The following is a 24,386-nucleotide window of genomic DNA, read 5'->3' as shown; positions in this document are numbered from 1 at the left end:
GGATAATGGAAGGCGAAAGGAGACATCATGAACAACCAACGTTTAACCCGTTCTGCTACTGACACGATGCTCGGCGGCGTCTGCGGAGGCATCGCGCAGACCTATAACCTTGATCCGACCCTGGTGCGCATTCTCTTCGTTGTTGCCACGCTGCTGGGCTTCTCGGGAATTCTGCTCTACCTCATCCTCTGGGTCGTCATTCCAGTCGAATAGTTATTGCAACGGCCCCAGCGCCATGAACCGCTTCCATGTTTCCCACTCTTCGCGCAGGCGTGGGAGAGCGCTGGGTGGGGTGGCGGAGTCGTCGACAAGCACGGCGTCCTGCATGCGCACGCCGTTGTCGAAGAAGAGAGCCGCGTGCCCCGACGCCCCGTAGCGCAGGACCGGCACCAAGTTGAGGCCGTCGAACGACAGCGGCGCATTAGGGCGCACATCAAGCCCCGCGATCGCCGCGAGCGTGGGCGCCAAGTCGAGCGGGGAGACGAGCTCTGCGCACTCCCCGGACTCTGCAACCCCGGGCCATAGAAGGGACATGTTCGCCTTGTTGCCCTGTAGGGAGCACACTGCCACGACACCATTGAGGTCATTCAGCAGTTGGGCTTCTGGTTGCTCGAGAAGGCGGAAGACCCGAGAAGAGGCAGGCTGGGTGTCTTCCCGAACCTCGAAGCCGGAGTCCTCGAAAATCTCCGTGATGCGCGTTGTGGCTCCGCGCTGTGGGTATTGTCCGGTGAGCACCGCGCGGCGTGACGCAGCATAGCTTGGTGCTGGGACCCACGCGTTAACGAAGCGCATACCACGCAGCGCTGATTCCGGGGCGTGGTCAAAAGTCGCGAGGGTGATGTCCATGGAAGTGTGTCCAATCTGTGCCCAAAGGCCACTGTCTGAGGCTTAGTGAAACCCTAGAAAGTGGCCTTGACCTGCGTGCCCCCAGCAGGATTCGAACCCGCGACACATGGGGTAGAAACCCACTGCTCTAATCCACTGAGCTATGGAGGCGTACCGAAACATCATAACGCACAGCTGCGAACTGCCCGATTATCGGGCTATCGCTGGTGTTGCTTCGGTGCTGGTGTCGAGGAAGCAAACTCGGCAAGGCGTGCGGTGGCGGTGGTGAGGAGGGAATCGATCGAGGTGGCCACGCCGTAGAGGTAATCCCCGGCCTCCGTGGTTTGGACTCCGCCGCGTCCGCGGGACAGCAGCTTCACGTTGAGATCTTTTTCAAGCTTGCGGACGGTCAGGCTCAAAGAAGGTTGCGTGAGCTGCAGCGCTTCCGCAGCTTGCGTGAAAGAACCGTGATCTACGACGGCTCGAAAGTGGTGAAGCTGGCGAGAGTCCATGAGAGCAGACTACCCGAATGCTGAGAATTATTTACCTTTTAGGTAAGAGAACGTCTGTGGCGGTAGACTGCCCACCATGCACACTGAGAAGGAAAAACCCAGCTCACAGCACTTGCGGGGGCTGGCGCACTCGGGGTCGGGAGCGCAGCCTTCCCGCTTGTTGAATCTTTCTTTCGTCGTCTTCGCGGGCCTCGTAGGCGGAATTATTTCCTTGTTCTTTCTCGCGGACTCGCTTGCCGCCCTGGGCATCCCCGACCCAGGCCGCATGACAACGTTTGGCCTGCCCTTCTTCCGCGCTGTTGCCTGGATGTTGATGGCACTTGCCATCGGTTCCTTTATGTCTAGCGCCTTCTTGATTTACCCGGCCGTGCCGGACAAGGACAATGAGCGTCTCATCAAGGCTGGCCTGACCGTCGATGGGCACATTGCGGCGCGCACCGGCGCGTGGGCCGCCGTGGGTGCCGCGGTGGTGTCGTTGATTGAAGTCCCCCTCGTGATGTCGGACCTCACCGGTACCCCATTGGGCCAGGTCCTCAACCCAGAGCTGATGGGCATGGCGGTGGGGCAGATCGCGACGTCGCAAGTGTGGCTGCTCACCGCGGGAATCGCAGCGCTCGTTGCCATCATGGGCTTTGTGGCGCGCACATGGGCAGGCCAGGTTGCCACGTTCTTCCTGTCGCTGTTGTTGACGGTGCCCCTCGGCATGGAGGGTCACTCGGCCTCCGGCGGTGATCATGATTACGGCACGAACTCGCTGCTATTGCACCTGTTCTTCATCATGCTGTGGATCGGCGGGCTCATGGGCCTCATTGCGCATGGCCGCCGCCTAGGGCCTGACATGGGCGTGGCGGTTCGCCGGTATTCCACCGTTGCGCTGCTGTCCATCTTGGGGCTGGCGGCGACCGGTGTGGTCAACGCGCTCATCCGCGTTGAGCTGGGGGATTTATTCACCACTCGCTATGGCTTGCTGGTGCTGAGCAAAGCAGTGCTCACGGTGGTGCTCGCGGTCATAGGCTTTGTGCATCGCCGGGTCACCATTCCCCAGCTGAAACGTGTGCCGCGCCTGTTTATCAGGGTCTCCGTGGTGGAGGTTCTCATCATGGCGGCCACAGTCGGCGTGGCCATCTCGATGGGTCGCACGCCGCCCCCGCCACCGCGGGATCCGAACCTCAACGCCATGCAAATCCTGGTGGGCTACGAGCTTTTCGATGCCCCCACGGCCACCAACGTGTGGACCATGTTCCGATTTGATCTCATGTTTGGCTCGCTCGGGCTCGTGCTAGCCGGCTTCTACCTGTACGCGCTCTGGCGCCTGAAGCAGCGAGGGCTGACGTGGTCGGTTGGGCGCACGACGTGGTTCCTTATGGGCTCACTGGGCATGACGCTGATCATGAGCAATGGTATTGGCCTATACATGCCGGCGTTGTACTCCATGCACATGTTGGTGCACATGATTCTGTCCATGGCGATCCCTCTGTGCCTCGTGTTGGGCGCCCCGGTAACCCTGGTGATGGAAGCGTTTGAGCCTGGGGAGCCGGGCAAGCCCACGCTTCACGACGCCGCCGTTGCCCTCACCAAATCCCGTACTTTACGTGTGCTCACGCACCCCGCGGTCAACGTCCTGCAGTTCTTGGCGATCCTCTACGTGCTCTACCTGTTCCCGAACTTCTACGAAGTTGCCATTTCGGAGCATGCCGGGCACGTCATCATGAATTGGGTCTTCTTGATTTCCGGCTATATCTACTACTGGGAAGTCATTGGCCCGGATCCATTGCCGTGGCGCGCGCCCACGGGCGTTCGCCTGCTCATCCTGTTTGTGTCGATGCCCCTGCACCTTTTTGCGGGTGTCTACCTCATGCAGATGCAAGTCATTCTCGGCCTGGACTTCTATGAATCATTGAACCTGCCGTGGAACCCGGATTTCGTCACCGATCAGCGGACCGGCGGCGGTATTTCCTGGGGCTTCGGCCAGTTCCCGCTGGTGATTGTGTTCGGTTCGCTATTCCGGGACTGGCTGCGCGAGGACCGTGCGACTGCCCGGCGCTATGACGCCAAGGCGGAGGTGGACGGCGATGCCGACCTGGCAAGCTACAACGCCATGCTCAAGCAGATGGGGGAAGGCGACGAGTCGAGCTTCCGTCAGCACTAGGAATGTGGCGTACCCGGCGTGGCGAAAAGAGGACGTCTGCCTGGGTAAATAGATTTTTTGTTGACGCTTGCAACAAGTTATCCACAGGTTGGCGGCGCAGTCATTGCGAGTGCTGTTCTTGGTGGCAAAGATGCGAGGTAAGGGAGGCGCATCGCTTCCTTAACCTCAAGAAAGCCACGAGCCATGACCAGCAAAGGAATCACGCAATGTCTCAATACCCAATCTCCATTACAGGACGCCTGACCCACAACCCGCACCTGACCAAAATCAGCGACACCATGTATAAGGCCCGCATCCGTATCGCTTCTTCCCGCAGCGTTCCGGAGAAAGACGAGGAGGGCAAAACCGTGTGGCGGGAGCTGGACCTCAACTTTATCGATGGTGAAGTGTGGGGTCAGTGCGCCATCAACGTGAAGAAATCCCTGTATAAGGGCATGCCAGTCTTCGTTATGGGCTCCATTGTGACGGACCGATGGGAGGATAAGAACGGAGCTACGCGCTCTAGGACCTTCATCAAGATTGCTCACGTGGGCCTAGACCTCAACCGCTTCTGCATCACTTCAACCAAGATTGGTACCTCCTACGGTGAGGAGGGCAGCGAAGCCCTCTGGCTAGGGGAGAACCCGCCGGCGCTGGACGTGGACTACACGGCACCGCCGAGCGATACACAGAACGCAGGGGATGCGCAGAACACAGAGAACACAGAAGGCTCGGGGAACCCAACGGAAGAAGCAATGCCAGCTGCATTGCGGCCGGGAGATACTCCGCAGGACACCGCGGCGGACCGTCAGCAAGCGCAGTCCGGCGCTGAGCCATACCTTGAACCGGAGCCAGAAGAAGCGATGGTCTAAGGACAAAGGACTACCGCCACCCATGTCATGTAGTCTTTGTACTGTTATTTACCAATCCTGACAGAAGCAAAGGGTGAAACATGGGCGAATTCATCTACACGATGAAAAACGTGCGTAAGGCCATCGGTGACAAGGTTATTTTGGACAACGTCACCATGGCTTTCTACCCGGGCGCCAAGATTGGCGTCGTGGGCCCCAACGGTGCAGGTAAGTCCTCGATCCTGAAGATTATGGCCGGACTGGATCAGCCTTCCAACGGCGAGGCTTTCATCGATCCGGGCAAGACCGTCGGCATCCTCCTCCAGGAGCCGCCGCTTAACGAGGAAAAGACGGTCCGTCAGAACGTCGAAGAGGGCCTCGGAGAAATCTTCCAGAAGAAGCAGCGCTTCGAAGAGATTGCTGAAGAGATGGCCACCAACTACTCCGATGAGCTCATGGAGGAGATGGGCAAGCTCCAGGAGGAGCTGGATGCCGCCGATGCCTGGGAAGTGGATTCCAAGATCGAGCAGGCCATGGAAGCGCTGCGCTGCCCGCCGTCCGATGACCCGGTGACCAACCTTTCCGGTGGTGAGCGCCGCCGCGTTGCGCTGGCCAAGCTGCTGCTGAGTGAGCCGGACTTGCTGCTGCTGGACGAGCCTACTAACCACCTGGACGCCGAGTCCGTCCAGTGGCTGGAGAAGCACCTCGAGACCTACCCGGGTGCGGTCCTTGCCGTGACCCACGACCGCTACTTCCTCGACCACGTCGCGGGCTGGATCTGTGAGGTTGACCGCGGCAAGCTCTACCCCTACGAGGGCAACTACTCCACCTACCTGGAGAAGAAGGCCGAGCGTCTCGAGATTGCTGGCGCTAAGGACAAGAAGCTGCAGAAGCGCCTCAAGGACGAGCTCGCCTGGGTTCGCTCCGGTGCGAAGGCCCGCCAGGCCAAGAACAAAGCCCGTCTCCAGCGCTACGAGGAAATGGCTGCGGAGGCCGAGCAGTACAAGAAGCTCGACTTCGAAGAGATTCAGATTCCGACTCCGCCGCGCCTGGGCAACAAGGTCGTGGAGGTCAAGAACCTGACCAAGGGCTTCGACGGCCGCGTCCTCATCAAGGATCTTTCCTTCACCTTGCCGCGCAACGGCATCGTCGGTGTCATCGGCCCGAACGGTGTGGGTAAGTCCACCCTGTTCAAGACCATCGTGGGATTGGAGCAGCCGGATTCCGGTTCCGTCGACGTCGGCGAGACCGTCAAGCTGTCTTATGTTGACCAGGGCCGCGAGAACATCGACCCGGAGGCCACCGTGTGGGAGGTTGTCTCCGATGGGCTGGATTACATCCACGTTGGTCAGAACGAGATGCCGTCCCGCGCCTACCTCTCCGCTTTCGGTTTCAAGGGTGCTGACCAGCAAAAGCCTTCCAAGGTTCTCTCCGGTGGTGAGCGTAACCGCCTGAACCTGGCCCTGACCCTGAAAGAGGGCGGCAACCTGATCCTCCTCGATGAGCCGACCAACGACTTGGACGTGGAAACCCTGGGTTCCCTGGAAAACGCCCTGGAGAAGTTCCCTGGCTGTGCCGTGGTCATCTCCCACGATCGCTGGTTCCTCGACCGCACCTGTACCCACATCTTGGCGTGGGAGGGCAACGTCGCAGAAGGCCAGTGGTTCTGGTTCGAGGGTAACTTCGGTGACTACGAGAAGAACAAGGTTGAGCGCCTCGGCGAGGAGGCTGCACGCCCGTCCCGCGTTACCCACCGTAAGCTCAGCCGCTAGGCCATTAGTCCCTAGCGTTAAAGCACGAACTCCGGAAGGAACCTGGAATGTCCGCTCAGAATGTTGTGTCGGAGAAGACCAAGGACAACGTCCACGCGCTTACCGTGGGCGTGCGCTGGTCGGACTTCGACATGTACGGCCACATGATGAATGCCAACTTCATTGAGCTGGCGCAGGAGGCGCGCTTGGCTTTTGCCATGCACCACTTCTACGCTCGCGGCGTCAACATGGTGGCTTTCGTTCGCCACATCGAAGCGGACTATGTCCGCCCCATCAAATGGGATGGACGCCATGGAACGGTGACGGTGGAAACCACGGTGGTGCGCCTCGGCACCACGTCTTTCACCACTCGCCAGACGATCAAGGATGCGCAGGGCCAAGTAGCCTGCGTCATTGATTGCGTGCAGGTCACCATTGACCCGGCTACTCAGATGCCACGGGAGGTCTCTGAGCAGGAGCGCAACATTATCTTGGAGCACGCCGTCGTCGAGCTTGAGCAGCAGTAATGGAGCGCGAAACTCTGACACTGCGCAGCGGTGGGGTAGGGCTTCGCGCCCTCCTCTCCCGCGCGACGGGGCTGGATGCATCCGCCGCGGTGCGCCTGCGTCAGTACGACACCAACCAGGCTGAGGTCTTTGTGACCACGCCGTTCGACGTTGTCGTGGCGCGGCGTTGCGAGGGGACCGTGGGCCGCGACGGTGCCGTGGTATCGGCGCAGGCGCTTCTCGACGCCCTCCACACCGCCCCCGACTCCCTCGGCCACGAAGGAGGCGTGGAACTTGATTTAGGCCCAGCGCGCGATCCGTCCTGGCCGGGGGCCTTGCCGCCGGAAAAGGGCTTTCGGGAGATCGACTCGCTGCCGGTTGACGTTGTCCGTGAACTCGCGGACAAGGGTCGCCAGTTGGCCCGCCAATTCTCCGGGCCGATGGGGCCTCCGAAGAGCCTGTTGAATCAGACGGTGCTCACCGTGAATGATGCGGAGACTCAGGTGGAGATTCCCATGCGGATGATCTTTGCCTGCACGAGCTTGGGCCTCATCCCGGGCTTTGCCGCCTCACTGGAGATCCCCCGCCACCTTCGCGTGGCGGGCAAGGGGCGTTGGGTGCGCCTCGATGCGCCTTATGGCAGCGTCTACCATTCGACGCGGCTGTCCTTGTTCTAAAGGTTGCTAAAGCAATGTGTACCCCGCCAGTGCGGCGCCCACGGCGACCGTCCACGGCGGGGTTATGTATAAATAGCGCTACGCCTGCCGCAGGGCGCTATACCTACCTTGGATTTGGTCGGGCCGAGACGGCACACAAAAGGGGTGATCTGCGTTACCCTAAAGGGGTTGAATTCTATTTCTTCAGCAAAAGGAGATGGCTCGAATCATGCGTATTGGCGTACCCAAAGAAATAATGAACAACGAAAACCGCGTCGCGCTGACCCCGAGCGCGGCGGACACGCTGATTAAAGACGGCCATGAGGTTCTGGTTGAGACCATGGCGGGGGAAGGTGCCTCCTTCCCTGACTCCGAGTATCAGGCCGCCGGCGCGACCATCGTTCCCACTGCCGCGGAGGCATGGGCCGCGGAGATGGTGGTCAAGGTCAAGGAACCGCTGGAGTCTGAGTATGGCTACTTGCGCGAGGATCTGCTGCTGTTTACCTACCTGCACCTAGCCGCGGACCGGCCGTTGACGGATGCCCTGATGAACTCAGGTACGACGGCCGTAGCCTATGAAACCGTGACCGACTCTCACGGCACCTTGCCACTGCTGACCCCGATGTCCCAGGTGGCTGGTCGTCTTGCAGTAATCGAGGGCGCACATCACCTGCTCTCTACCGAAGGCGGGCGCGGTTTGCTGGTCGCCGGTGTACCAGGTACGCGGCCGGCTCGCGTCGTCGTCATCGGTGGTGGCCAGGTGGGGGCGTCGGCAGTCGCGATGGCGCATGGCCTGCGCGGCGAGGTGACGGTGCTGGACCTTGATCCGCACGTGCTGCAGCGCTTTGATGAGCAGTATCAAGGCAGCGTGCGCACCATCGTGTCGGATCCATCGGCACTGGAGGAAGAGTTGCTGGAGGCGGACCTGGTCATCGGCGCGGTGCTTGTTCCAGGTGCTGCGGCCCCGAAGTTGGTGCGCGAGGATGTGGTCAAGCGGATGAAGAAGGGCGCCGTGCTTGTCGACGTTGCCATTGACCAAGGCGGCTGCTTCGAGAACTCCCACAAGACCTCGCACGACGAGCCCACCTTTAAGGTGCACGACACCATCTTCTACTGCGTGGCTAACATGCCGGGCGCGGTGGCGAATACGTCTGCCCGGGCGCTGGGCTCTGCCACTCTGCCCTATATGCGCGCGCTGGCTGCTGATGGTTTCGATGGTGCGGTTGAGCGCTTCCCGGGCCTAGCTGATGGACTCATGACGCGTGGGGGAGAGCTGGTGTCCCAGCCAGTAAAGGACGCCTTCGGGCTTTAAAGGTTGAGCGCTATCGGCAGCAACGTGAAGGCCACAGCGTAGACCAACACGAAGCCGATGGCGTTGAACCAAATTCCGGTGATGACCATCTGACGGATATTGACGGCCCCGGTTCCGAACGCAATGGCGTTCGGGGCAGAGGCAACAGGCAGCATAAATGCGCACTGGCAGGCCTGAGTGACAACGATGGCCATGAGCAGCGGGTCGTAGCCTAGGGCCTGGGAAAGCCCGACGACGATAGGCACGAACGTTGCAATCGTGGCCATAGAACTCGTGATCTCTGTCGTCAGAATAACGATGAGGACGATAAGCGCAAGAGCTACCCAGAAGGGCAGGGCGGTTAAACCGGAGAAGGCTTCGCCGATCCATTTATCGAGTCCACTGTTGGTGATCTGGCCGGACAGCGCTAGGCCGCCGCCGAAGAGGAGAAGCGTGCCCCATGGGACATCGCGCGCGGTTTCCCAATCCATGAGCATGACCCCGTCGCGTGGCCGTCCAGGGATGATGAACAGGGACATTCCGGCAATCATCGCGATGACGGCATCAGTGGCCCAGGTGTCTTTGAAAATGAGCGACACAAACATCCACGCGAGCGCGGTTACACCAAAGATGATGGCGATGAGGCATTCCCCGAAACTCATCTTGCCCAGCGCAGCAAGTTCTTTCTGGAACAGTTCCCGGCCACCGGGGATGTCCTCGATTTCGGGCTTCCACACAACCTTGGTGATGATGAACCAACCCAGAAACGTAAACCCAAGTGCCAGGGGAGTTCCGAAAATCATCCACTGCGGGAAGGTGATGGTTGTCCCGATGGCGTCGTTGAGGTAGCCGACCACAAAGGCATTTCCTGGGGAGGCAATAATCGTTCCGAAAGCGGAGATGGTTGCGGCAAAGGCGATGCCAAGCAGAAGGCCGGCGCTGAAATTCGAGACGTTCGTCGTGCCGCTTCGTTCTTTAATTAGTGTCACGAGGGACGCGCCCAGCGGAATCATCATGAGAGCCGTTGCGGTATTGGACACCCACATGCCTAAAGCTGCGGTGGCGAGCATCATTCCGAGAATGAGGTGATCGGGTTTTGTTCCCACGAGGAGAACAATGACGAGCGCGATGCGTCGGTGCAGGTTCCAGCGTTGGATGCCGAGGGCGAGGAGGAACCCGCCAAGGAACAAGAAGATGATTTGCGCAGAATAGGACGCAGCAACATCTTTCATGTCGGCTGTACCTAAGGCGGGGAAGGCGACCAGCGGAACCATCGCGGTGACGGCGAGAGGCAGGGCCTCGGTTATCCACCAGGTGCCCATGAGGACGACGATCGCAGCGGTGACGCGGGCATCGAAACCCGCAGATTGCGGCATCGCAAAGTAGGACAAGGATGCCAGCACAATGCCTAGAAAGACGCCTGTATAGCGAATATTGCGTGTCCTGCGTGGCAGCGAAGGGGCGGATAGTCCTGGGGAGAGTGAGAGGTTGGTCATTTTTAAAGTTCGAGTCGGAGCTAATTTCTATTAGGCGAACAGTATCAGAGCCCTCCCGGAGGCCCCAGAGCTATATTCAACTTTGCTATAGCCCTACTTAGGGCGCGCGGTTGATGAGCATCGCTGCCACTCGCTCCATGTGGTCCCAAATCATGGCGCGATAGGCCGGCGGGATGGTCTCCTCGTCGATCTGCGCCAAGGAGTTGCCCATGAGCTCGAGCCAGCGATCGTGGGCGGCCATGTCGATGGGATAGGGCGCATGGCGCATGCGCAGGCGCGGGTGGCCGCGCTGCTCGGAAAAGAGCTGGGGTCCTCCCCAATACTGCACGAGGAACCAGGTCAGGCGCTGCTGCGCGCCCTCCCAGTCATCGTCCGGGTACATCGGGCCGATGAGATCATCGTTGCGCACCTGGGCGTAGAAACCGTCGACGAGTTTCTCAAAGGTCTCCATTCCACCGACGGCTTCGTACACGCTTGTTGCTTGCACGCCTAATCTTCCTTTCGCGTCAGGCCAGGTTCTTCCAGATCAAAGATAGCCATCCCTCGTGGATAGGGGGTGGTGATCCCTTCCGTATGCATGGCGGTGAGGATTTTCGCCTGCATCGCGCGCTGCACATCCCATTGCTTGCCCGGTAGCGTCTTGACGGAAACGCGGTAGGACATGTGGTCAACTTCCAGGCCGGACATGCCATTGACCGTGGGCTTGGCCAGGATAAAGTCCTTGATCTCGGAGTCACGGGCGGCGTCTTCAGCTGCGGAGGTGATGACGTCGACTGCGCGGGTGGGGTCGTTGCTCAGCGCAATCGGGACCTGGACGCGGGCTACGGAGTAGCGGTCGGAGTGGTTGGCTACTTGCAAGATTTCGCCATTGCGGACGTACCACAGAGCGCCATCAATATCGCGGACCGTGGTGATGCGCAGGGAGATGGACTCTACATCGCCGAAGACCCCGTTGCCGAGATCGATGGTATCGCCGATACCGTACTGATCTTCCATGAGCATGAAGATGCCGGAAAGGAAGTCCTTGACCAAAGCTTGTGCGCCGAAACCTAAGGCGACGCCAACCACGCCGGCAGATGCTACAAGCGGGGCGACGTTGACGCCGAGCTTGTCCAAGATGGCCAGCGCTGCCCAGACCCAAACAAAAATAGCGACCGCGGAGCGGCCGACGCCGGCGAGAGTCTGAATGCGGGAGGTGCGCCGGGCCTCTTGCGTTTGCTCGAGGACCTTGTCGGTTGTTCGGTGAGCTTTGCGCGGAGAGAGCGGCGAGCTGAGCTTGCCCTTCTTGATGCTGTTATCTGCCAGCTTGGTAATAAGCCGGCGCAGCAGCCAGCTGCCGATGACAGCGACGATGAGGATGAGCGCGATGCCGATGGGTTTGTCGATGAGCCAGGACTGCATGTTTTCTGTCTGCCACCAGCTGGTAACCGCGTCGACGGCCCCGTTGGTCTGCTCGGCGGAAGCGCTGAGGTATGCGGTAGGTCTGGTCATGTGTGTCCTTTCTACTATCGCTCACGACTGACGCCTACCGATAGTAGGGAAGGGATTTGAATATAAAAAGCCAGTCTTTCTCACAACTGAACAGCTTGGTCTAGAATTGTGCCTCATGACTGACAACCGCACTCTTGGCTTTTCCTCCCGTTCCATCCATGCCGGTTACCAGCCGGATCCCTACATGGGATCCATCAACGTACCGATCTACGCCTCCACGACGTACCAACAGGACGGCCTCGCGCAGTTGCGCGGCGGCTATGAGTACGGGCGCGTGGCCAACCCCACCGTTCATTCTCTGGAGAAAACTCTCGCCGCACTAGAGAACGCCGAGTACGCCCGCTGTTTTGCCACGGGTATGGCGGCCGTCGATACCCTCATCCGTATCATCGTGCGCCCTGGTGACCACGTCATCCTCGGCAACGATGCCTACGGCGGCATGTACCGTCTCCTGCATCATGATTACGGTGAGTGGGGCATCGAGCTGTCCATCGTCAATACCGCCGATACTGAGGCGGTGCAGGCGGCGCTGAAGGACAACACCAAGCTGATCTGGTTGGAGACCCCGACCAACCCAGCGACGACAATCACGGATATCGCTGCGGTCGCTAAGGCAGTCAAGGCGGCTGGCGACGCCCAGATCGTCGTCGACAACACCTTCGCCACGCCCTACCTGCAGAACCCTTTGGAGTTGGGCGCGGATCACGTCCTGCACTCCACCACAAAGTACCTGGGCGGCCACTCGGATGTGCTGGGCGGCGCGGTCGTGACCAACTCCGCGGAGATGGATGAGCGCCTGCTGTACTTTCAAGGCAATGTCGGTGCGGTGTCCTCACCTTTCGACGCCTACCTCACCGCCCGCGGCATCAAGACCTTGGAGGTCCGCATGGATCGCCACTGTTCCAATGCGCAGGCTGTGGCTGAGTTCTTGGAGTCCCGCCCAGAGGTCAAGCAGGTTCTTTACCCAGGCCTGCCCTCGCACCCGGGCCACGAGCTGGCGAAAAAGCAGATGCGCGGCTTCGGGGGAATGATGTCCGTGCGCTTCCACAGCGAGGAGCATGCCCGCCAGATTTGCCTCAACACCAAGCTCATCTCGCTTGCGGAGTCCCTCGGCGGCGTGGAGTCTCTCATCGAACACCCGCAGAACATGACGCATATCTCCGCGGAGGGCTCCGAGCTCGTCCCACCAGCAGACCTCGTGCGCATTTCCGTGGGTATCGAGTCCATCAATGACCTACTCACGGACCTGGAGCAGGCGCTCGACGCCCTTCACTAGCAACCTTGTAGGAGACTCACTATGACAGATACGGCACAACCGCTGAGGTCCTTCAGCGATGAGGTGGACGCAGCACGAGAGTTCTGGGCCTCATACTTCGACGCGATTCCAGTTCCATTTGCGAACGGTTCCGATGAACCTACCGAGGAGTTCATTCAATTCCTTCAAGGAACCCACCCTGAGTACCCGCAGGCCACCGTTGCGTCGAAAGGCGAAGACGTGGAAGCTTTCCTGAAGTCCTGCATGCACGAGCAGGACTTTGCCACCTTCGCTGGGTGGAACTCAGATGCCCTCAACGGCGACAGTTTTAACCGCGAAGAGCCAACGTTCAAGGAGTATCTCTGTGGCGCGGTCTTCGCTCCTTCTGATGCCCTTAAGAAGCGCATTAGTGCTGAATTTAAGGATGAGCGCATCGAGGAGAGCGCCGAGGCAATCAAGGAGGCATTTAGCGCGGAGGCTGCGGAGAGTGCCGCGCGCCTTACGCGAACCGTTCCGGAATCTTTGTCGGTGAAGCTAGATGGCGGCATCCAGCATATCCGTATTTTGTGGCTGCTAAAGAATCCAGCATATGGCGGAAATGACGTCATCAGGCTGGCACGTGAAGGAATGGAGGGCGTACCAAATAAAAAAGATGGGGGAGAGGCATTTACTCCCTTCATCAGGGATCAAGGCAATGTCGCGGCGCTGTTCTCGAATGACGTCGACAACGCTCGCTTGCCCTGGGACATTGCAGATGACAAAGGCTGGTATTTCGATCGCGCACGCTTTTACCTCTTCGATGACTGTGAAGAAAAAGAGCCTGTTTCGTGGAATGAGGTCATTCCGGAGCGTTCCGAATCGGGTGAGCGAGCAGGAGACATCGTGCGCATGGAGATGTTCCCCTACAGGACCAAAGCGTCTGGTGACATCCCCAAGGTCATCGAAAGCAACAACAAGAACGGACTTGTTCTACCGTCTCAGGAGCTCGTGTTTAGATGCCTCATCGCCTTCCTCAAAGAGGCTGAGCACGGCTACATTATTTGTGCCCGTGACCCGCAGCTATGGCGAGATGTTATCGGGGCTTTTATCGACGCGAACCCTTCTCTCGAAGTTGAAAAGGACGCAATCCTTGCGGCGTTTACGGGTCACGTATGGGAGTTCAAAGGGCAGAACGCGCACCTCAATGTGAAGAATTTGGTCCCTCCACTCGATAACCGCGTTGCGGACCTCCGACGGGTCTTTGACAGTCGGCCGTAACTAGCTCGTGGCCCCGAGAAGTGAGGCGGGGCCACGCGGCGGCTAGAGGGTGCTGAGGAGGGATCCGGCCGTGCGGTCGGTCTCCTGTAGCATGAGCGGATCCGTGCCCGGCATGGGGGAGATGGTGGTATCCGGCCACTGCGAATAGGTGGGGATACCGACGATGTGCAGGCGCGGGTCCTCGGTGCCGCCGGGGTTGACCACGCGGCGGTTCCATGTTGTTTCCGGCGAGCCGGTGGCCTGACCATGGTCGACGAACGCGCGAACACGCCCGTTGAGCGACACAGCAAGGGGATCGCCGGCGCGGCGGACGTCGGGGGAGTGCATCCAGGCGTCGATAAGCCAGGCGGAGGAAGCCTCGCCGTGCGCGGTGCGCAGCGTGAACTTATCACCGATCTCCAGCTGGGGGTGCTGGCCTAGGAAGGTGACGAGGCCGGCGTCGACAAGCGCGAGCAGCTGGCGGGTGCGGAAGAGCGGCGGGCCGGAGCCCACCATCTGCCCGAAGGCCATGAACTCCTTGTAGGTGCTGGTGCGGGACTCCCACGTCATCCGGCCTTCCGAACCGGCGATGGAGGAGGGCTTACGTGCGGCCGAGATGGCCCACAGCGCGGACTTCAGCGGGGAATCGGCGGCGGCGACGGCCTCGACGATATCGCGCGCCAAACCTTCGGCGATGTACTCGGTGGCTTCAGTGCCCTTGAAATCCGCCAGCGGGTGCGCCCAGTGCGCTAGGTCGAGCGGCTCAGTCGACGCGCCTTCGAGCGCGACGCGCAGCTGGTCCGCCATGCCTGTCAGGTCGTCGGCATCCACCGCGGTGGCATCAATCGTGGCGAGGACATCCTCGAGCGGGCGCTGCAGGGCATCAGGGGATACACGGGCCTGGTTCTCGTAGTACTCGGCGTAGGCATCGCGCAGGATGTGCGGCAGCAGCTGCGTGCCAAAGTCCAGCTCCGCCTCCGGATCAAGCGCGGCGACTGCGGCGCGGAAGCGGGTCAGCGCGGCCTTCGGTGGCAGCGCGTGGTATTCCGACTTCGGGATATAAGGGTAGCCGCGGCCGGAGGAGACGATGAAGTGCGGCTCCTCACCGCTGGGCTCGTAGCGCAGCCCGGAGCGCGTGGAGGGATCCTCCACAAACTCACCACCGCGGTCGATGGTGAGCAGCGCCATGACATCAAAGAATCCCATGCCTAAGCCGCGGACCAGGACCTTCTCGCCTGCGGGGACTGCAGACACCGGCTGTTCGACGGGGTTGTCTGGCCGCACCCAACGCAGGTCCGAGTGCGCAGCCTCCGCCAGGGGGCGTTCGGACTCGCTCAGCGCGGGTACCTGCCAGCCATAGGCCAGGACGGTGGCGTCGGCGGTGATGGTGGTGCCGTCGGAAAGCTCGATGGCGTCCTGCTCACCGCGCTCCTCCACGGACAGCGCGCGGGCGCGGTGCTGGACGACGTCCACGTTCTCCGGCAGCTGAGCCAGCGCCACCTCGAAAACCCACTCCAGATAGGCGCCGTAGAGCGCGCGGGAGGGGTTGGATTCCGGGCGGGTCTGCGCCAGTTCCTCGGCAAAAGAGTCGGCGAGCTCCTCGCGCGGCGGGTGGGAATCATAAAGCTCCAGCTTGGCAGGCGCGATGTCGGGGCGCTCTCCGCGCAAGAGCTGGATCCACTCGTAGAGGATGGGGCCCTCGAGGACCGGGGCGGTGGTGGTGGAGTTGGGCTCGGTGAACAGGGTGACCGCGCCGGCCAACGTGTTCATGCACAACGTGCGGGTTTGCTCGGTATCCCAAATGCGGCCAGCACCCAGCGGGGCATCATCGATGATGTGGAGGCGCAGGGGTGAATTAAGGGGGGTCGCGCGCAGGTGGGCTGCGAGGCGCTCGACCAGCGAGATGCCGCGCGGGCCGGCCCCGACGATGGCGATGGAGGGCATGTAAATCAACCTCGAACTTTTAGACTGTGCTGTCTAGTGGAATAATACCGGTCAGTATGCGTTGTGTTAAATCCGTAGACACAATTCAAACCGACTATCTACTCTCTGAAAGCATTACCGTGAAAACCCTACGCGCACTCGCCGCCACCCTGGCAGCAGCCCTCGCCTTAGCTGGCTGCTCCGCCGCGGACCGGCCGGACGGGGAGGAGAATGTCCTCACCTACCTGGAGCCGCAGTTCTTCCGCACGCTCTACCCGCCGGCCGCCGGCTTTTACCCCAATGGCGGCGTGGTTAACCAGCTGACCGATCGCCTCCTGTACCAAGACCCCGAGACCCTCGAGCTCTCGCCGTGGATCGCCACGGAGATGCCCAAGGTCAACGCGGATGCCACGGAATACACGTTTAATATCCGCACGGACGTCACCTACTCCGATGGCTCCCCGCTGACCGCCGAGAACGTCGTGGCCAACTTCGACCTCTTCGGGCGCGGCGATAAGTCCCGCACGCTGACCAGCTCAGAGCAGATTGCCAACTACGACCGCGGCGAGGTCGTGGACGAGGACACCGTGAAGTTCTACTTCACCCAGCCGTCCCCGGGCTTCCTCCAGGCCACCTCCGCCTACAACGCCGGCCTGCTCTCCGATTCCACGCTGGCCTTGGACAACGAGGGCTTTGGCCCCGGCAACGCGGTCAACGTCATTGGCTCCGGCCCCTTCGTTGTTGAATCGGAAGAAATCGGTACCGACCTCAAGCTCAAGGCTCGCGAGGACTACGACTGGGCCCCGCCGGCCGTGAAGCACCAAGGACGCGCGGAGATCGACGGCGTCCACTACATCCTCGCCGCCGAGGAATCCGTGCGCACCGGCGCCATCCTCTCCGGTCAGGCCGATATCGCCCGCCAGATCTCCGCCCCGCAGGAGTCGCTGCTGAAAGAACAAGGCGTTGACATCGTCTCGCGCGGCACCAACTCCATGAACAACCAATTCGCCTTCCGCTTCGACCACCCGCTGCTGCAGGACAAGCGCGTGCGCGAGGCCATTATCCACGGCGTGGACCGCGAGGAGATCCTCCGCGTGCTCTTCTCCGAGTCCTACCCGCTGGCCGCCTCCACGGTGGCCAAGACCGGCCTGGCCTACAAGGACCAGTCCGCTGCCTACGGCTTCGATCCCGAAGAGTCCAAGCGGCTTCTCGACGAGGCCGGCTGGGAACCCGGGCCGGACGGCATCCGCGTCAAGGACGGCGAGCGCCTCGTCCTGCGCACCAATACCGCCTTGCCGCAGCCGCGTTCTAAGGAAGTCATGACCATGGTGCAGGACCAGCTAGGTGAGCTGGGCATCGGCATCCAAGTCAACGCCGGCGACCAGGCCACGCAGAACGCCGATGCCAAGGACGTCGACAAGGTGCAGATCTACCACTCGATGGTGGGCCGCGCCGACTATGACGTCATCACCTCGCTCTATGGCATCAACAACCGCGACGCCTTCCTCAACCAAGACGCGGAGGGCACCCCAATCGACGCGCACCTGCAGGAGCTTCTCGACGCCGTCCTCGACACCCCCGACAAAGAAGGCCGCATCAAGGCCACAGAAGAGGTCCAGGACTACATCACCGAGCAGGCCTACGTGCTTCCGCTCTTCGAGGAACCGGTGGTTTATGCTGTCCGGCCAGGAATTTCGGGCTTTAGCCCGGAATCGGTGGCGCGCCCCTGGTTCTACGAGGTCAGCATCGAGGCCGCGTCGAATGAGGAGGAGAAATAAATGACAACTCGCCAGATTTTCAGCCGCATTGGGCAGGCCCTCCTCGTGCTGCTCATTACTTATACCGTGGCCTTCCTGCTCCTGTCGGCGCTGCCGTCGGATGCCGTGCAGTCGCGCTTCGGCGACCCCGCTCTGGGCCTATCCCAGGCGGAGATTGACGCCATCAGGGAGGAGATGGGCGTCGACAAGCCGCTCGTGGTGCAGTACTTCACCTCCCTGGGTGGCTTCCTCACCGGGCACTTTGGCAATTCCACGCAGTCGGGTGCCCCGGTAGCTACGCTGCTTGCCGACGCCCTTCCCCACACCCTCATCCTCGCCGCTTGCGCCATCGGCTTGGCGCTCATCGTGGCCGTGCTTGTGGCCTTCCTGGCCACACTGCCGGGGCTCGGCGGCATCGGTTCTTTCTTCCGAGGCCTGCCTTCCTTCATGGTCTCGCTGCCAGGTTTCTGGATTGCCATCCTGCTTATCCAGTTCTTCTCCTTCCAGCTGGGCTGGGTGCGGGTCATCGAACCCGGCAGCGTGGAGGGCCTCATCCTGCCGACCTTGACGCTGTCGGTGCCCATGGCCGCGCCGTTGATTCAGGTGTTGATCCGCTCCATCGATGAGACACAATCCCGGCCCTTCGTCCAGGCGGTGCGCGCACGCGGCGCCTCGGAGTCCTGGATCTTCTGGCGCACCGTCCTGCGCAATTCGCTGCTGCCCACCTTGACCATGGCGGGCTTGCTCTTCGGTGAGCTCGTCGGCGGTGCCGTGGTGACTGAGACCGTCTTTGGTCGCACCGGCTTGGGCTACATGGTGGCCCAGGCCGTGGCGAACCGCGATACCCCGGTTCTGCTGGCCGTGGTTCTCATCGCCGCCACCTCTTACATCATCATCAACCTCGTGGTGGATTTGCTCTACCCGGTGCTGGACCCGCGCCTGCGCGCCGGCACCCCGGAGCGTGCGGCCCGCCGCAGCACAGATTCCGCCACCACCTCGGCCGCTACTTCGGAAAGGACGGTGCGCTCATGAGCATGACGCACACCAAACCGCTGCGTTCTACACGGGCGCCGCGCCGCCACCCCTCCAACCCGTGGCTCGCGCCGGGTTCCCTCATCGCCATCGTGATCCTCGTGATCGCTTTCCTGGCCGCACTCTTCCCGAGCTTGTTTACCTCGGCTGACCCCTATGCGGGCACCGATGTGGCCCTGTTGCCGCCGGGGGAGTCCGGCCACCTCATGGGCACGGATGCGGTGGGGCGCGACCTCTACGCGCGCATCGTCTACGGTGCCCGCCAGTCGCTGCTCGGCGCGCTCATTGCCGTGGCCGTTGGCCTGGTCGTCGGCACGCTCATCGGCCTGCTCGCCGGTTCCTTGCGGGGAGCGGTGGATGGCGTCCTCATGCGCGTGGTCGACGTGCTGCTGTCTATTCCCGGCATCTTGTTGTCGCTGTCCATCATCATCGTGCTGGGCTTCGGCTCGGTGCAGGCGGCGGTGGCCGTCGGTGCGACATCCGTGGCGACCTTTGCCCGTTTGGCCCGCTCCCAGGTGATCACCGTGGCCAGCTCGGACTACATCGAGGCCGCATACGGCGCCGGTGCCACCCACGCCACGGTGCTCTTGCGCCACGTACTTCCCAACTCACTCACCCCTGTGATTGCCCTGGCCACGCTGCAATTCGGTACCGCTATCCTGCAGCTGTCCATCCTCGGCTTCCTGGGCTACGGCGCCCCGCCGCCCACCCCGGAGTGGGGGCTTATTATCGCCGAGGGCCGCGACTTCATGGCCACCGCATGGTGGCTCATCATCCTGCCCGGCATCGCGCTGGTCGCCGTGGTGATGTCCGCCAACCGCCTGTCCCAAAACTTCCCCGTGGAGGCCTAACATGTCTGTTACAAAAAATGCAGCACAGCCCCTGCTGCGCGTGCGGGACCTCAACGTGTCCTATTCCACCGCCGGTGGTGACGTTCCCGCCGTGCAAGGCGTTAACCTCGAGGTTCGCCCAGGACAGATGACCGCCATCGTGGGCGAGTCCGGCTCCGGCAAGACCACCTCCGCTATGGCAGCCATCGGTTTGCTGCCCTCGAATGCCACTATCGATGCCGGAACCATCACCTTCGATGGCCGCGATATCACCTCGCTGCGCCGCCGCGAGTGGCGTGAGCTGCGGGGGCGGCGCATCGGGCTTATCCCGCAGGACCCCAATAACTCCCTCAACCCGGTGCAGACCATCGGCGCCTCGGTGGAGGAGGGGCTGCGCATCCACAAGGTCGGCACCGCGGCCGAGCGCAAGGCTAAGGCACTGGAACTCCTGGAGCGCGTCGGCATTGATGACCCTGAGCGCCGCTATCACCAGTACCCGCACGAGCTGTCCGGCGGCATGAAGCAGCGCGTGCTCATTGCTGCCGCCGTGGCGCTGGAGCCCGACCTCATCATCGCCGATGAGCCCACCTCCGCGCTCGACGTCACCGTGCAGAAGATCATCCTCGATCTCCTCGACGATATGCGCGCGGAGCTCGGCATGGGCATCCTCTTCATTACCCACGACCTCGCCGTGGCCGGTGACCGCGCCGACCGCGTCGTGGTCATGGAGTCCGGCCAGCTGCGCGAGGAGGGCCTGGCCGCCACGGTGCTGACGAACCCGCGCCACGACTACACCAAACGCCTGCTTGCCGACGCCCCCTCTCTCACCGTCGCCGACGCCGGCACATCCGCTCCACGCAGTACCGCCAAGCCTGACGCCCGCACACTCACCGACGCCGGCGCCAGCACAGCAACCACCGGCGCCGCTGCGAAGGCTGGTGCAACCGCTGAACGCGCTTCTTCTGTTTCCCACGGCGCGGCGACTGGCGAACCCTTGGTGCGCGTTGAAGGCCTGACCCAGCGCTTCGGTGATTTCACTGCGGTCGATAACATCTCCTTCACCGTGGCCAAGGGCTCGACCCACGCCATCGTGGGCGAGTCCGGCTCCGGCAAGACCACGACGGGGCGCAGCATCGCCATGTTCAACACCCCGACTTCCGGCAGCATCACCGTGGGCGGACGCGACATCGTGGGCCTGCGCGGTAAGGCCTTGCGCGAAGAGCGAAACAACATCCAGCTGGTCTACCAGAATCCTTATGGCTCGCTGGACCCCAAGCAGACGATTGGCCAGACGGTGGCGGAGCCGCTGCGGAATTTGAAGGGCACGCGTGCAAGCGCGGCCAAGGAAAAGGCCAAGGAGTTCTTGGACCTGGTAGCTCTCAACCCGGATTATTATGACCGGCGCCCGCGCGAGCTCTCCGGCGGTCAGCGCCAGCGCGTGGCCATCGCGCGCGCCATGATTGTGGAACCCGAGTTGGTCATCCTCGACGAGGCCGTCTCCGCCCTCGACGTCACCGTGCAGGCCCAGATCCTGCGGCTGCTTTCCCGGCTCCAGGAGGAGCTTGGCCTGACCTACATTTTCATCTCGCACGACCTGGCGGTGGTCAACCAGATCTCCGATACTGTCTCGGTGCTCTCGAAGGGCCAGCAGGTGGAATGCGGCCCCACGGCCGAGGTCTTTAGCAACCCACAGTCACCGTTTACCCGGAAGCTCATCGAGGCCATCCCCGGCTCGCGTTACCGCGCCGGCGACCTCAACCTGGGCCTGTAGCCTGGGGCCGGAAAAGAAAGGATTAGATCATGGCAGACATCATTAACCTAGTAGCGGGGGTCGAAGGGGACGTCGCTCAGCTGCGCGAGCGTCGGCCCGAAGCCAAGGAGAACGCGCAGGCCTCCTTCGTCGCGCTCCTCGAGCCTTCAGCGCCCGGCACGTTCAGCTTTGCGGAGCGCTACGCCATCGCTACCTTTGTGGCGGGCGTGTACCAGGCGGCGCCTGCCGTCGACTTTTACTCCGACTTGCTGGCGGAGGAATCGGAGGAGCTCGCTGCAGAAGTTGCCCGCGCGGTGGAGCGCGGCATCACCACCGGCCCCTATATCGATGGCGGCTTCGTGCTTTTCGACGGCTCCCCGCGCCTTGCCGCCGCCCTCGACTTCGCCCACCTTCTGGTCTTCCACCCCAAGGACGCCTCCCCGGCCGCGATTGGTCACCTGCAGGCGGCCGGGTGGTCCAACGATGACATCGTGACGCTGGCACAGCTCATCAGCTTCCTGTCCTTCCAGCTGCGCGTGGCGCACGGCTTGTCTGTGCTGGCCGGTACCGCGCAGCCCGCGCCCGTGACTGAGGCGCCGCGTCCCACCCAGACCCCGGAGTGGGTGCCGGGGGAGGGGACGTTGGTGCCGGACGTCGTCAAGCCGCAGGGCTTCGTGGCGCACTCGCTGGGCTGGAAGCCCTGGGTGCCGCCGCAGCCGAAGGAGGAGTTCACAGACGCGCAGCGCGATGCGCTGATTAAGCCCGAGCGCATCGATATGGAGTACTTCCGCCTGCTCGCCCGCGACCCGGCAGCGCTCAAGGCTCGCACGCTCACGGACCTGGACATCTTCTACAACACCGACGGCGGCCTCGGCCGCGCCGAGCGTGAGCTGGCCGCCACGGTGGTCTCGCGCCTGAACGGTTGCGAGTACTGCGCGTCGGTGCACCAGCAGCGCGCGAAGGAAGAGGGCGGTGACGCCGCGGCGATTGACCGTTTGCTCGAGGAAGGCGTTTCCGCTGACCTGGGCTCGGCGCAGTGGTCCGTCATCCGTGATGCCGCCCTGGCCCTGACCGAGTCTCCCTTTGCGTTTGGCGCCTCCCACGTGTCTGGTCTCCGCGAAGCCGGTTTCGATACGCTGGCAATCATCGACGTCATCAACTCCTCCGCGTTCTTCAACTGGGCAAACCGCCTGATGCTGACGCTGGGGGAGCCCGATGTGCCGAAGCGCTTCCGCTAAACGAAGGAGGAATAATCATGGTGAAGACTGCTGTTGTGACCGGGGCAACCGGTGGAATGGGCGTGGAGATCATCAAGGACCTTGCCCGAGACCACCGCGTGTATGCACTGGGTCGGCGAGCCGGGGAGCTGCCGGAGGCGGAGAACATCGTGCCGGTGGAAATCGACCTGCTGTCGCTGCTCGACGGCACCGCGCTTCCCACCGAGCTGGCTTCGCTGGAGCGCGTGGACGTGCTCGTGCATGCGGCGGCTAGGGCGGACAAGCACTCGGTAGAAAGCGCTAGCCCTGAGGATTGGCGCGCGCAGATGGACCTCAACGTGCACGTTCCGGCAGAGCTGACCCGCCAGCTGCTGCCTGCGCTGCGCGCAGCGGAAGGGCTTGCGGTGTTCATCAACTCCGGCGCCGGCATCCACTCCTACGGCGACAATGTCATTTATGCTGCTACGAAGCACGCTTTGTACGCGCTTGCCGACGGTCTCCGCCTCGGCGAGCTCGGCATCCGCGTTTCCACCGTCGCGCCGGGCCCGACGGATACCCCGATGTTGCAGGGACTGCAGGACTATAACCCGGAGCACGTCATCGCCCCTGTGGAGGTGGCGAAGGCTATTCGCGCCACCGTTGATGCTGGGCCGACGACGCAGCTCACTGAGATCCGCGTGCGCCCACGCATTGAGCTGAACCAGCGCAAGTAGGTGGCGAGTTTTCGCTCAAGATGCGAAAAACCCAGCACACGGTACAGTTATGAGACGTGTCCACCTATCAACGCCGCCGCCCCGCCTATTTGGTGATCGCGGATTCGCTGCGGAGCAAGATTGAATCCGGCGAACTGAAGCCGGGTGATCGCTTCCCCACGGAGCGGGAATTAGTCCAGGAATACAAGGTGGCGCGCATGACGGTGCGCCACGCCTTGGACATCGTCCAGATCGAGGGACTTATCGACCGCAAGCGCGGGCGCACCGGTGGCACCTTCGTGCGTGCCACCCCGCCGACGTTGAGCCTGACGAGTGGGCGAAGCGCCCTCGACCAGCTGCGTGAGCATGACCTCGATGTTGAGGTGCGGGTGCTGTCGTTGTTGACTATTGATGCCCCAGGTCACCTTGCCTCCGCCTTCGGGATTGAGGAGGGCGATTCCGTGTGGGAGTGCCGTACGGTGCAGTTGACCGAGGACTCGCCCATCATGGTCTCAACCCTTTTTATCCCGCAGGCCTTGGCCCCGGACCTCACGGAAGAGGACGTCCAGAAGCCGCTGACTGAGTTATTGACGGAGCTTGACTTGGCACCCGTTTTTAAGCGGGATTCCCTCGTGGCTGCCACCGCGCGCACGGAGGAACAGAAAGCATTGGGCGTGGGACGCAACCAACCGGTCTTGCGCATTACACGAACCGTCAAGGCGGAGAGCGGCGTCGTGGCCGCTCAGCTGGAGGAGACCCTGCGCCCTGATGCGGTCACGGTGGAGGTAGTCATCGGCGAGGACCCCACGCCGACCCTCGACTAGAAACCAGCGAGGGCTCCATGCGTTCTGCCTCGCCCGGAAATGCGAATGCGCACGCCAGGCAACCCGCCAACCACCATCGGGTTGGCGGGTTTCGTTCTTTAAGGGCTTAAGGGGTTCTTCCGTGGCTGCTCCTGCTGCATCCGGCGTCGAGTGAAGCGCAACCTGGGATCGCCGATATGCCCGTCAGCATGGCTTTGTCTGACGGGTTCTTCTATCGGGAGCGCCTTTGTTGCAGGTTACCGGCGCTTTTCCTTTTCTGGGCTTCGAGTGGTTGGGGGTTAGCTGCTGTCGGGTGGTGGGTCCGGGGGTTGGGCTGGCGCTGTGGCTTGTGTCTTTGTGGCTGCTTTCTCGGCGTTGAGTCTG

22 protein-coding genes and 1 tRNA gene are annotated in these 24,386 nt (G+C 62.0%); 16 read left to right on the top strand and 7 right to left on the bottom strand.

Features of this window, described 5'->3' with window-relative positions; all coding sequences use genetic code 11:
* The first annotated feature begins 27 nt into the window (after nucleotides 1-27).
* Nucleotides 28-213 carry a PspC domain-containing protein gene (locus tag HMPREF2743_RS08565; RefSeq protein ID WP_070525367.1) on the top strand — a complete coding sequence of 62 codons (186 nt, stop codon included), beginning with the start codon at nucleotides 28-30 and terminating at the stop codon, nucleotides 211-213.
* Here the strand turns inward: HMPREF2743_RS08565 and HMPREF2743_RS08560 are convergent, their stop codons facing one another.
* The 3 genes from HMPREF2743_RS08560 to HMPREF2743_RS08550 all read right to left on the bottom strand — a co-directional run bounded on the left by HMPREF2743_RS08560 (nucleotide 214) and on the right by HMPREF2743_RS08550 (nucleotide 1,337).
* Nucleotides 214-846 carry a hypothetical protein gene (locus tag HMPREF2743_RS08560; RefSeq protein WP_070818582.1) on the bottom strand — a complete coding sequence of 211 codons (633 nt, stop codon included), beginning with the start codon at nucleotides 844-846 and terminating at the stop codon, nucleotides 214-216.
* Nucleotides 847-922: 76 nt separating this feature from the next.
* Nucleotides 923-996, bottom strand: a tRNA-Arg gene (locus HMPREF2743_RS08555).
* A 47-nt stretch (nucleotides 997-1,043) separates the two neighbouring features.
* Nucleotides 1,044-1,337, bottom strand: a complete 294-nt coding sequence (locus HMPREF2743_RS08550) for a LysR family transcriptional regulator (RefSeq protein WP_070525370.1) — start codon at nucleotides 1,335-1,337, stop codon at nucleotides 1,044-1,046.
* Between the two features lie 76 nt (nucleotides 1,338-1,413).
* On the opposite strand from HMPREF2743_RS08550, the gene HMPREF2743_RS08545 reads away from it, so the two are divergent.
* The 6 genes from HMPREF2743_RS08545 to ald all read left to right on the top strand — a co-directional run bounded on the left by HMPREF2743_RS08545 (nucleotide 1,414) and on the right by ald (nucleotide 8,541).
* The gene (locus HMPREF2743_RS08545) at nucleotides 1,414-3,486 is read left to right on the top strand and encodes a bifunctional copper resistance protein CopD/cytochrome c oxidase assembly protein (protein ID WP_070818581.1); all 2,073 of its coding nucleotides are present in this window, start codon (nucleotides 1,414-1,416) and stop codon (nucleotides 3,484-3,486) included.
* 206 nt (nucleotides 3,487-3,692) lie between these two features.
* A complete protein-coding gene (locus HMPREF2743_RS08540) occupies nucleotides 3,693-4,337 on the top strand; it encodes a single-stranded DNA-binding protein (RefSeq protein WP_070745011.1) in 645 nt (214 codons plus the stop codon).
* An 80-nt stretch (nucleotides 4,338-4,417) separates the two neighbouring features.
* Nucleotides 4,418-6,088: an energy-dependent translational throttle protein EttA gene (gene ettA / locus HMPREF2743_RS08535; protein WP_070525376.1), complete on the top strand. Its 1,671-nt coding sequence runs from the start codon at nucleotides 4,418-4,420 to the stop codon at nucleotides 6,086-6,088.
* A gap of 47 nt (nucleotides 6,089-6,135) precedes the next feature.
* Nucleotides 6,136-6,594: an acyl-CoA thioesterase gene (locus HMPREF2743_RS08530; protein WP_070525380.1), complete on the top strand. Its 459-nt coding sequence runs from the start codon at nucleotides 6,136-6,138 to the stop codon at nucleotides 6,592-6,594.
* Nucleotides 6,594-7,250, top strand: a complete 657-nt coding sequence (locus HMPREF2743_RS08525; protein ID WP_070525382.1) for a DUF8185 domain-containing protein — start codon at nucleotides 6,594-6,596, stop codon at nucleotides 7,248-7,250. Before HMPREF2743_RS08530 ends, HMPREF2743_RS08525 begins: the two co-directional genes overlap by 1 nt.
* Nucleotides 7,251-7,458: 208 nt before the next feature.
* Complete coding sequence (ald, locus tag HMPREF2743_RS08520) at nucleotides 7,459-8,541, top strand: alanine dehydrogenase (RefSeq protein ID WP_070525384.1); 1,083 nt, start codon at nucleotides 7,459-7,461, stop codon at nucleotides 8,539-8,541.
* Here ald and HMPREF2743_RS08515 read toward each other — a convergent pair.
* The 3 genes from HMPREF2743_RS08515 to HMPREF2743_RS08505 all read right to left on the bottom strand — a co-directional run bounded on the left by HMPREF2743_RS08515 (nucleotide 8,538) and on the right by HMPREF2743_RS08505 (nucleotide 11,507).
* Nucleotides 8,538-10,016: an SLC13 family permease gene (locus HMPREF2743_RS08515; RefSeq protein WP_070525386.1), complete on the bottom strand. Its 1,479-nt coding sequence runs from the start codon at nucleotides 10,014-10,016 to the stop codon at nucleotides 8,538-8,540. The genes ald and HMPREF2743_RS08515 overlap by 4 nt on opposite strands.
* A gap of 97 nt (nucleotides 10,017-10,113) precedes the next feature.
* Nucleotides 10,114-10,503, bottom strand: a complete 390-nt coding sequence (locus HMPREF2743_RS08510; protein ID WP_083298955.1) for a globin — start codon at nucleotides 10,501-10,503, stop codon at nucleotides 10,114-10,116.
* 2 nt (nucleotides 10,504-10,505) lie between these two features.
* Nucleotides 10,506-11,507, bottom strand: a complete 1,002-nt coding sequence (locus tag HMPREF2743_RS08505; protein ID WP_070525388.1) for a mechanosensitive ion channel family protein — start codon at nucleotides 11,505-11,507, stop codon at nucleotides 10,506-10,508.
* 115 nt (nucleotides 11,508-11,622) lie between these two features.
* Between HMPREF2743_RS08505 and HMPREF2743_RS08500 the strand changes: the two genes are divergently transcribed.
* Both HMPREF2743_RS08500 and HMPREF2743_RS08495 read left to right on the top strand, forming a co-directional pair.
* Nucleotides 11,623-12,783 (top strand): cystathionine gamma-synthase, encoded by a 1,161-nt coding sequence (locus HMPREF2743_RS08500; protein WP_070525390.1) that lies wholly within the window; start codon nucleotides 11,623-11,625, stop codon nucleotides 12,781-12,783.
* A gap of 21 nt (nucleotides 12,784-12,804) precedes the next feature.
* Nucleotides 12,805-14,019 (top strand): hypothetical protein, encoded by a 1,215-nt coding sequence (locus tag HMPREF2743_RS08495; RefSeq protein ID WP_070818580.1) that lies wholly within the window; start codon nucleotides 12,805-12,807, stop codon nucleotides 14,017-14,019.
* A 42-nt stretch (nucleotides 14,020-14,061) separates the two neighbouring features.
* Here the strand turns inward: HMPREF2743_RS08495 and HMPREF2743_RS08490 are convergent, their stop codons facing one another.
* Complete coding sequence (locus HMPREF2743_RS08490) at nucleotides 14,062-15,942, bottom strand: FAD/NAD(P)-binding protein (RefSeq protein WP_070818579.1); 1,881 nt, start codon at nucleotides 15,940-15,942, stop codon at nucleotides 14,062-14,064.
* Nucleotides 15,943-15,998: 56 nt separating this feature from the next.
* Here HMPREF2743_RS08490 and HMPREF2743_RS08485 point away from each other — a divergent pair, with 56 nt between their 5' ends.
* From HMPREF2743_RS08485 to HMPREF2743_RS08455, 7 genes are read left to right on the top strand one after another with little or no spacing between them, the layout of a single operon-like run.
* Nucleotides 15,999-17,699 carry a TIGR04028 family ABC transporter substrate-binding protein gene (locus HMPREF2743_RS08485; protein WP_141761406.1) on the top strand — a complete coding sequence of 567 codons (1,701 nt, stop codon included), beginning with the start codon at nucleotides 15,999-16,001 and terminating at the stop codon, nucleotides 17,697-17,699.
* Nucleotides 17,700-18,710 carry an ABC transporter permease gene (locus HMPREF2743_RS08480; protein ID WP_070525397.1) on the top strand — a complete coding sequence of 337 codons (1,011 nt, stop codon included), beginning with the start codon at nucleotides 17,700-17,702 and terminating at the stop codon, nucleotides 18,708-18,710. It abuts the gene before it with no gap.
* On the top strand, nucleotides 18,707-19,561 hold the full coding sequence (locus HMPREF2743_RS08475) for an ABC transporter permease (RefSeq protein ID WP_070525399.1): 855 nt from the start codon (nucleotides 18,707-18,709) through the stop codon (nucleotides 19,559-19,561). The genes HMPREF2743_RS08480 and HMPREF2743_RS08475 overlap by 4 nt, the downstream gene beginning before the upstream one ends.
* Nucleotide 19,562: 1 nt before the next feature.
* A complete protein-coding gene (locus tag HMPREF2743_RS08470; RefSeq protein ID WP_070525401.1) occupies nucleotides 19,563-21,311 on the top strand; it encodes a dipeptide ABC transporter ATP-binding protein in 1,749 nt (582 codons plus the stop codon).
* Nucleotides 21,312-21,340: 29 nt separating this feature from the next.
* A complete protein-coding gene (locus HMPREF2743_RS08465; protein WP_070745093.1) occupies nucleotides 21,341-22,528 on the top strand; it encodes an alkylhydroperoxidase domain protein in 1,188 nt (395 codons plus the stop codon).
* A gap of 17 nt (nucleotides 22,529-22,545) precedes the next feature.
* The gene (locus tag HMPREF2743_RS08460; protein ID WP_070745096.1) at nucleotides 22,546-23,220 is read left to right on the top strand and encodes an SDR family oxidoreductase; all 675 of its coding nucleotides are present in this window, start codon (nucleotides 22,546-22,548) and stop codon (nucleotides 23,218-23,220) included.
* Between the two features lie 56 nt (nucleotides 23,221-23,276).
* Nucleotides 23,277-24,023: a GntR family transcriptional regulator gene (locus tag HMPREF2743_RS08455; RefSeq protein ID WP_070818578.1), complete on the top strand. Its 747-nt coding sequence runs from the start codon at nucleotides 23,277-23,279 to the stop codon at nucleotides 24,021-24,023.
* Nucleotides 24,024-24,386: the final 363 nt, after the last annotated feature.

Origin of the sequence: Corynebacterium sp. HMSC036D02 (assembly GCF_001836165.1) — a bacterium.
Lineage (GTDB): Bacteria > Actinomycetota > Actinomycetes > Mycobacteriales > Mycobacteriaceae > Corynebacterium.
The sequence above is the reverse complement of the archived record's forward strand: the minus strand, read 5'-3'. Positions and strand labels throughout refer to the sequence as shown.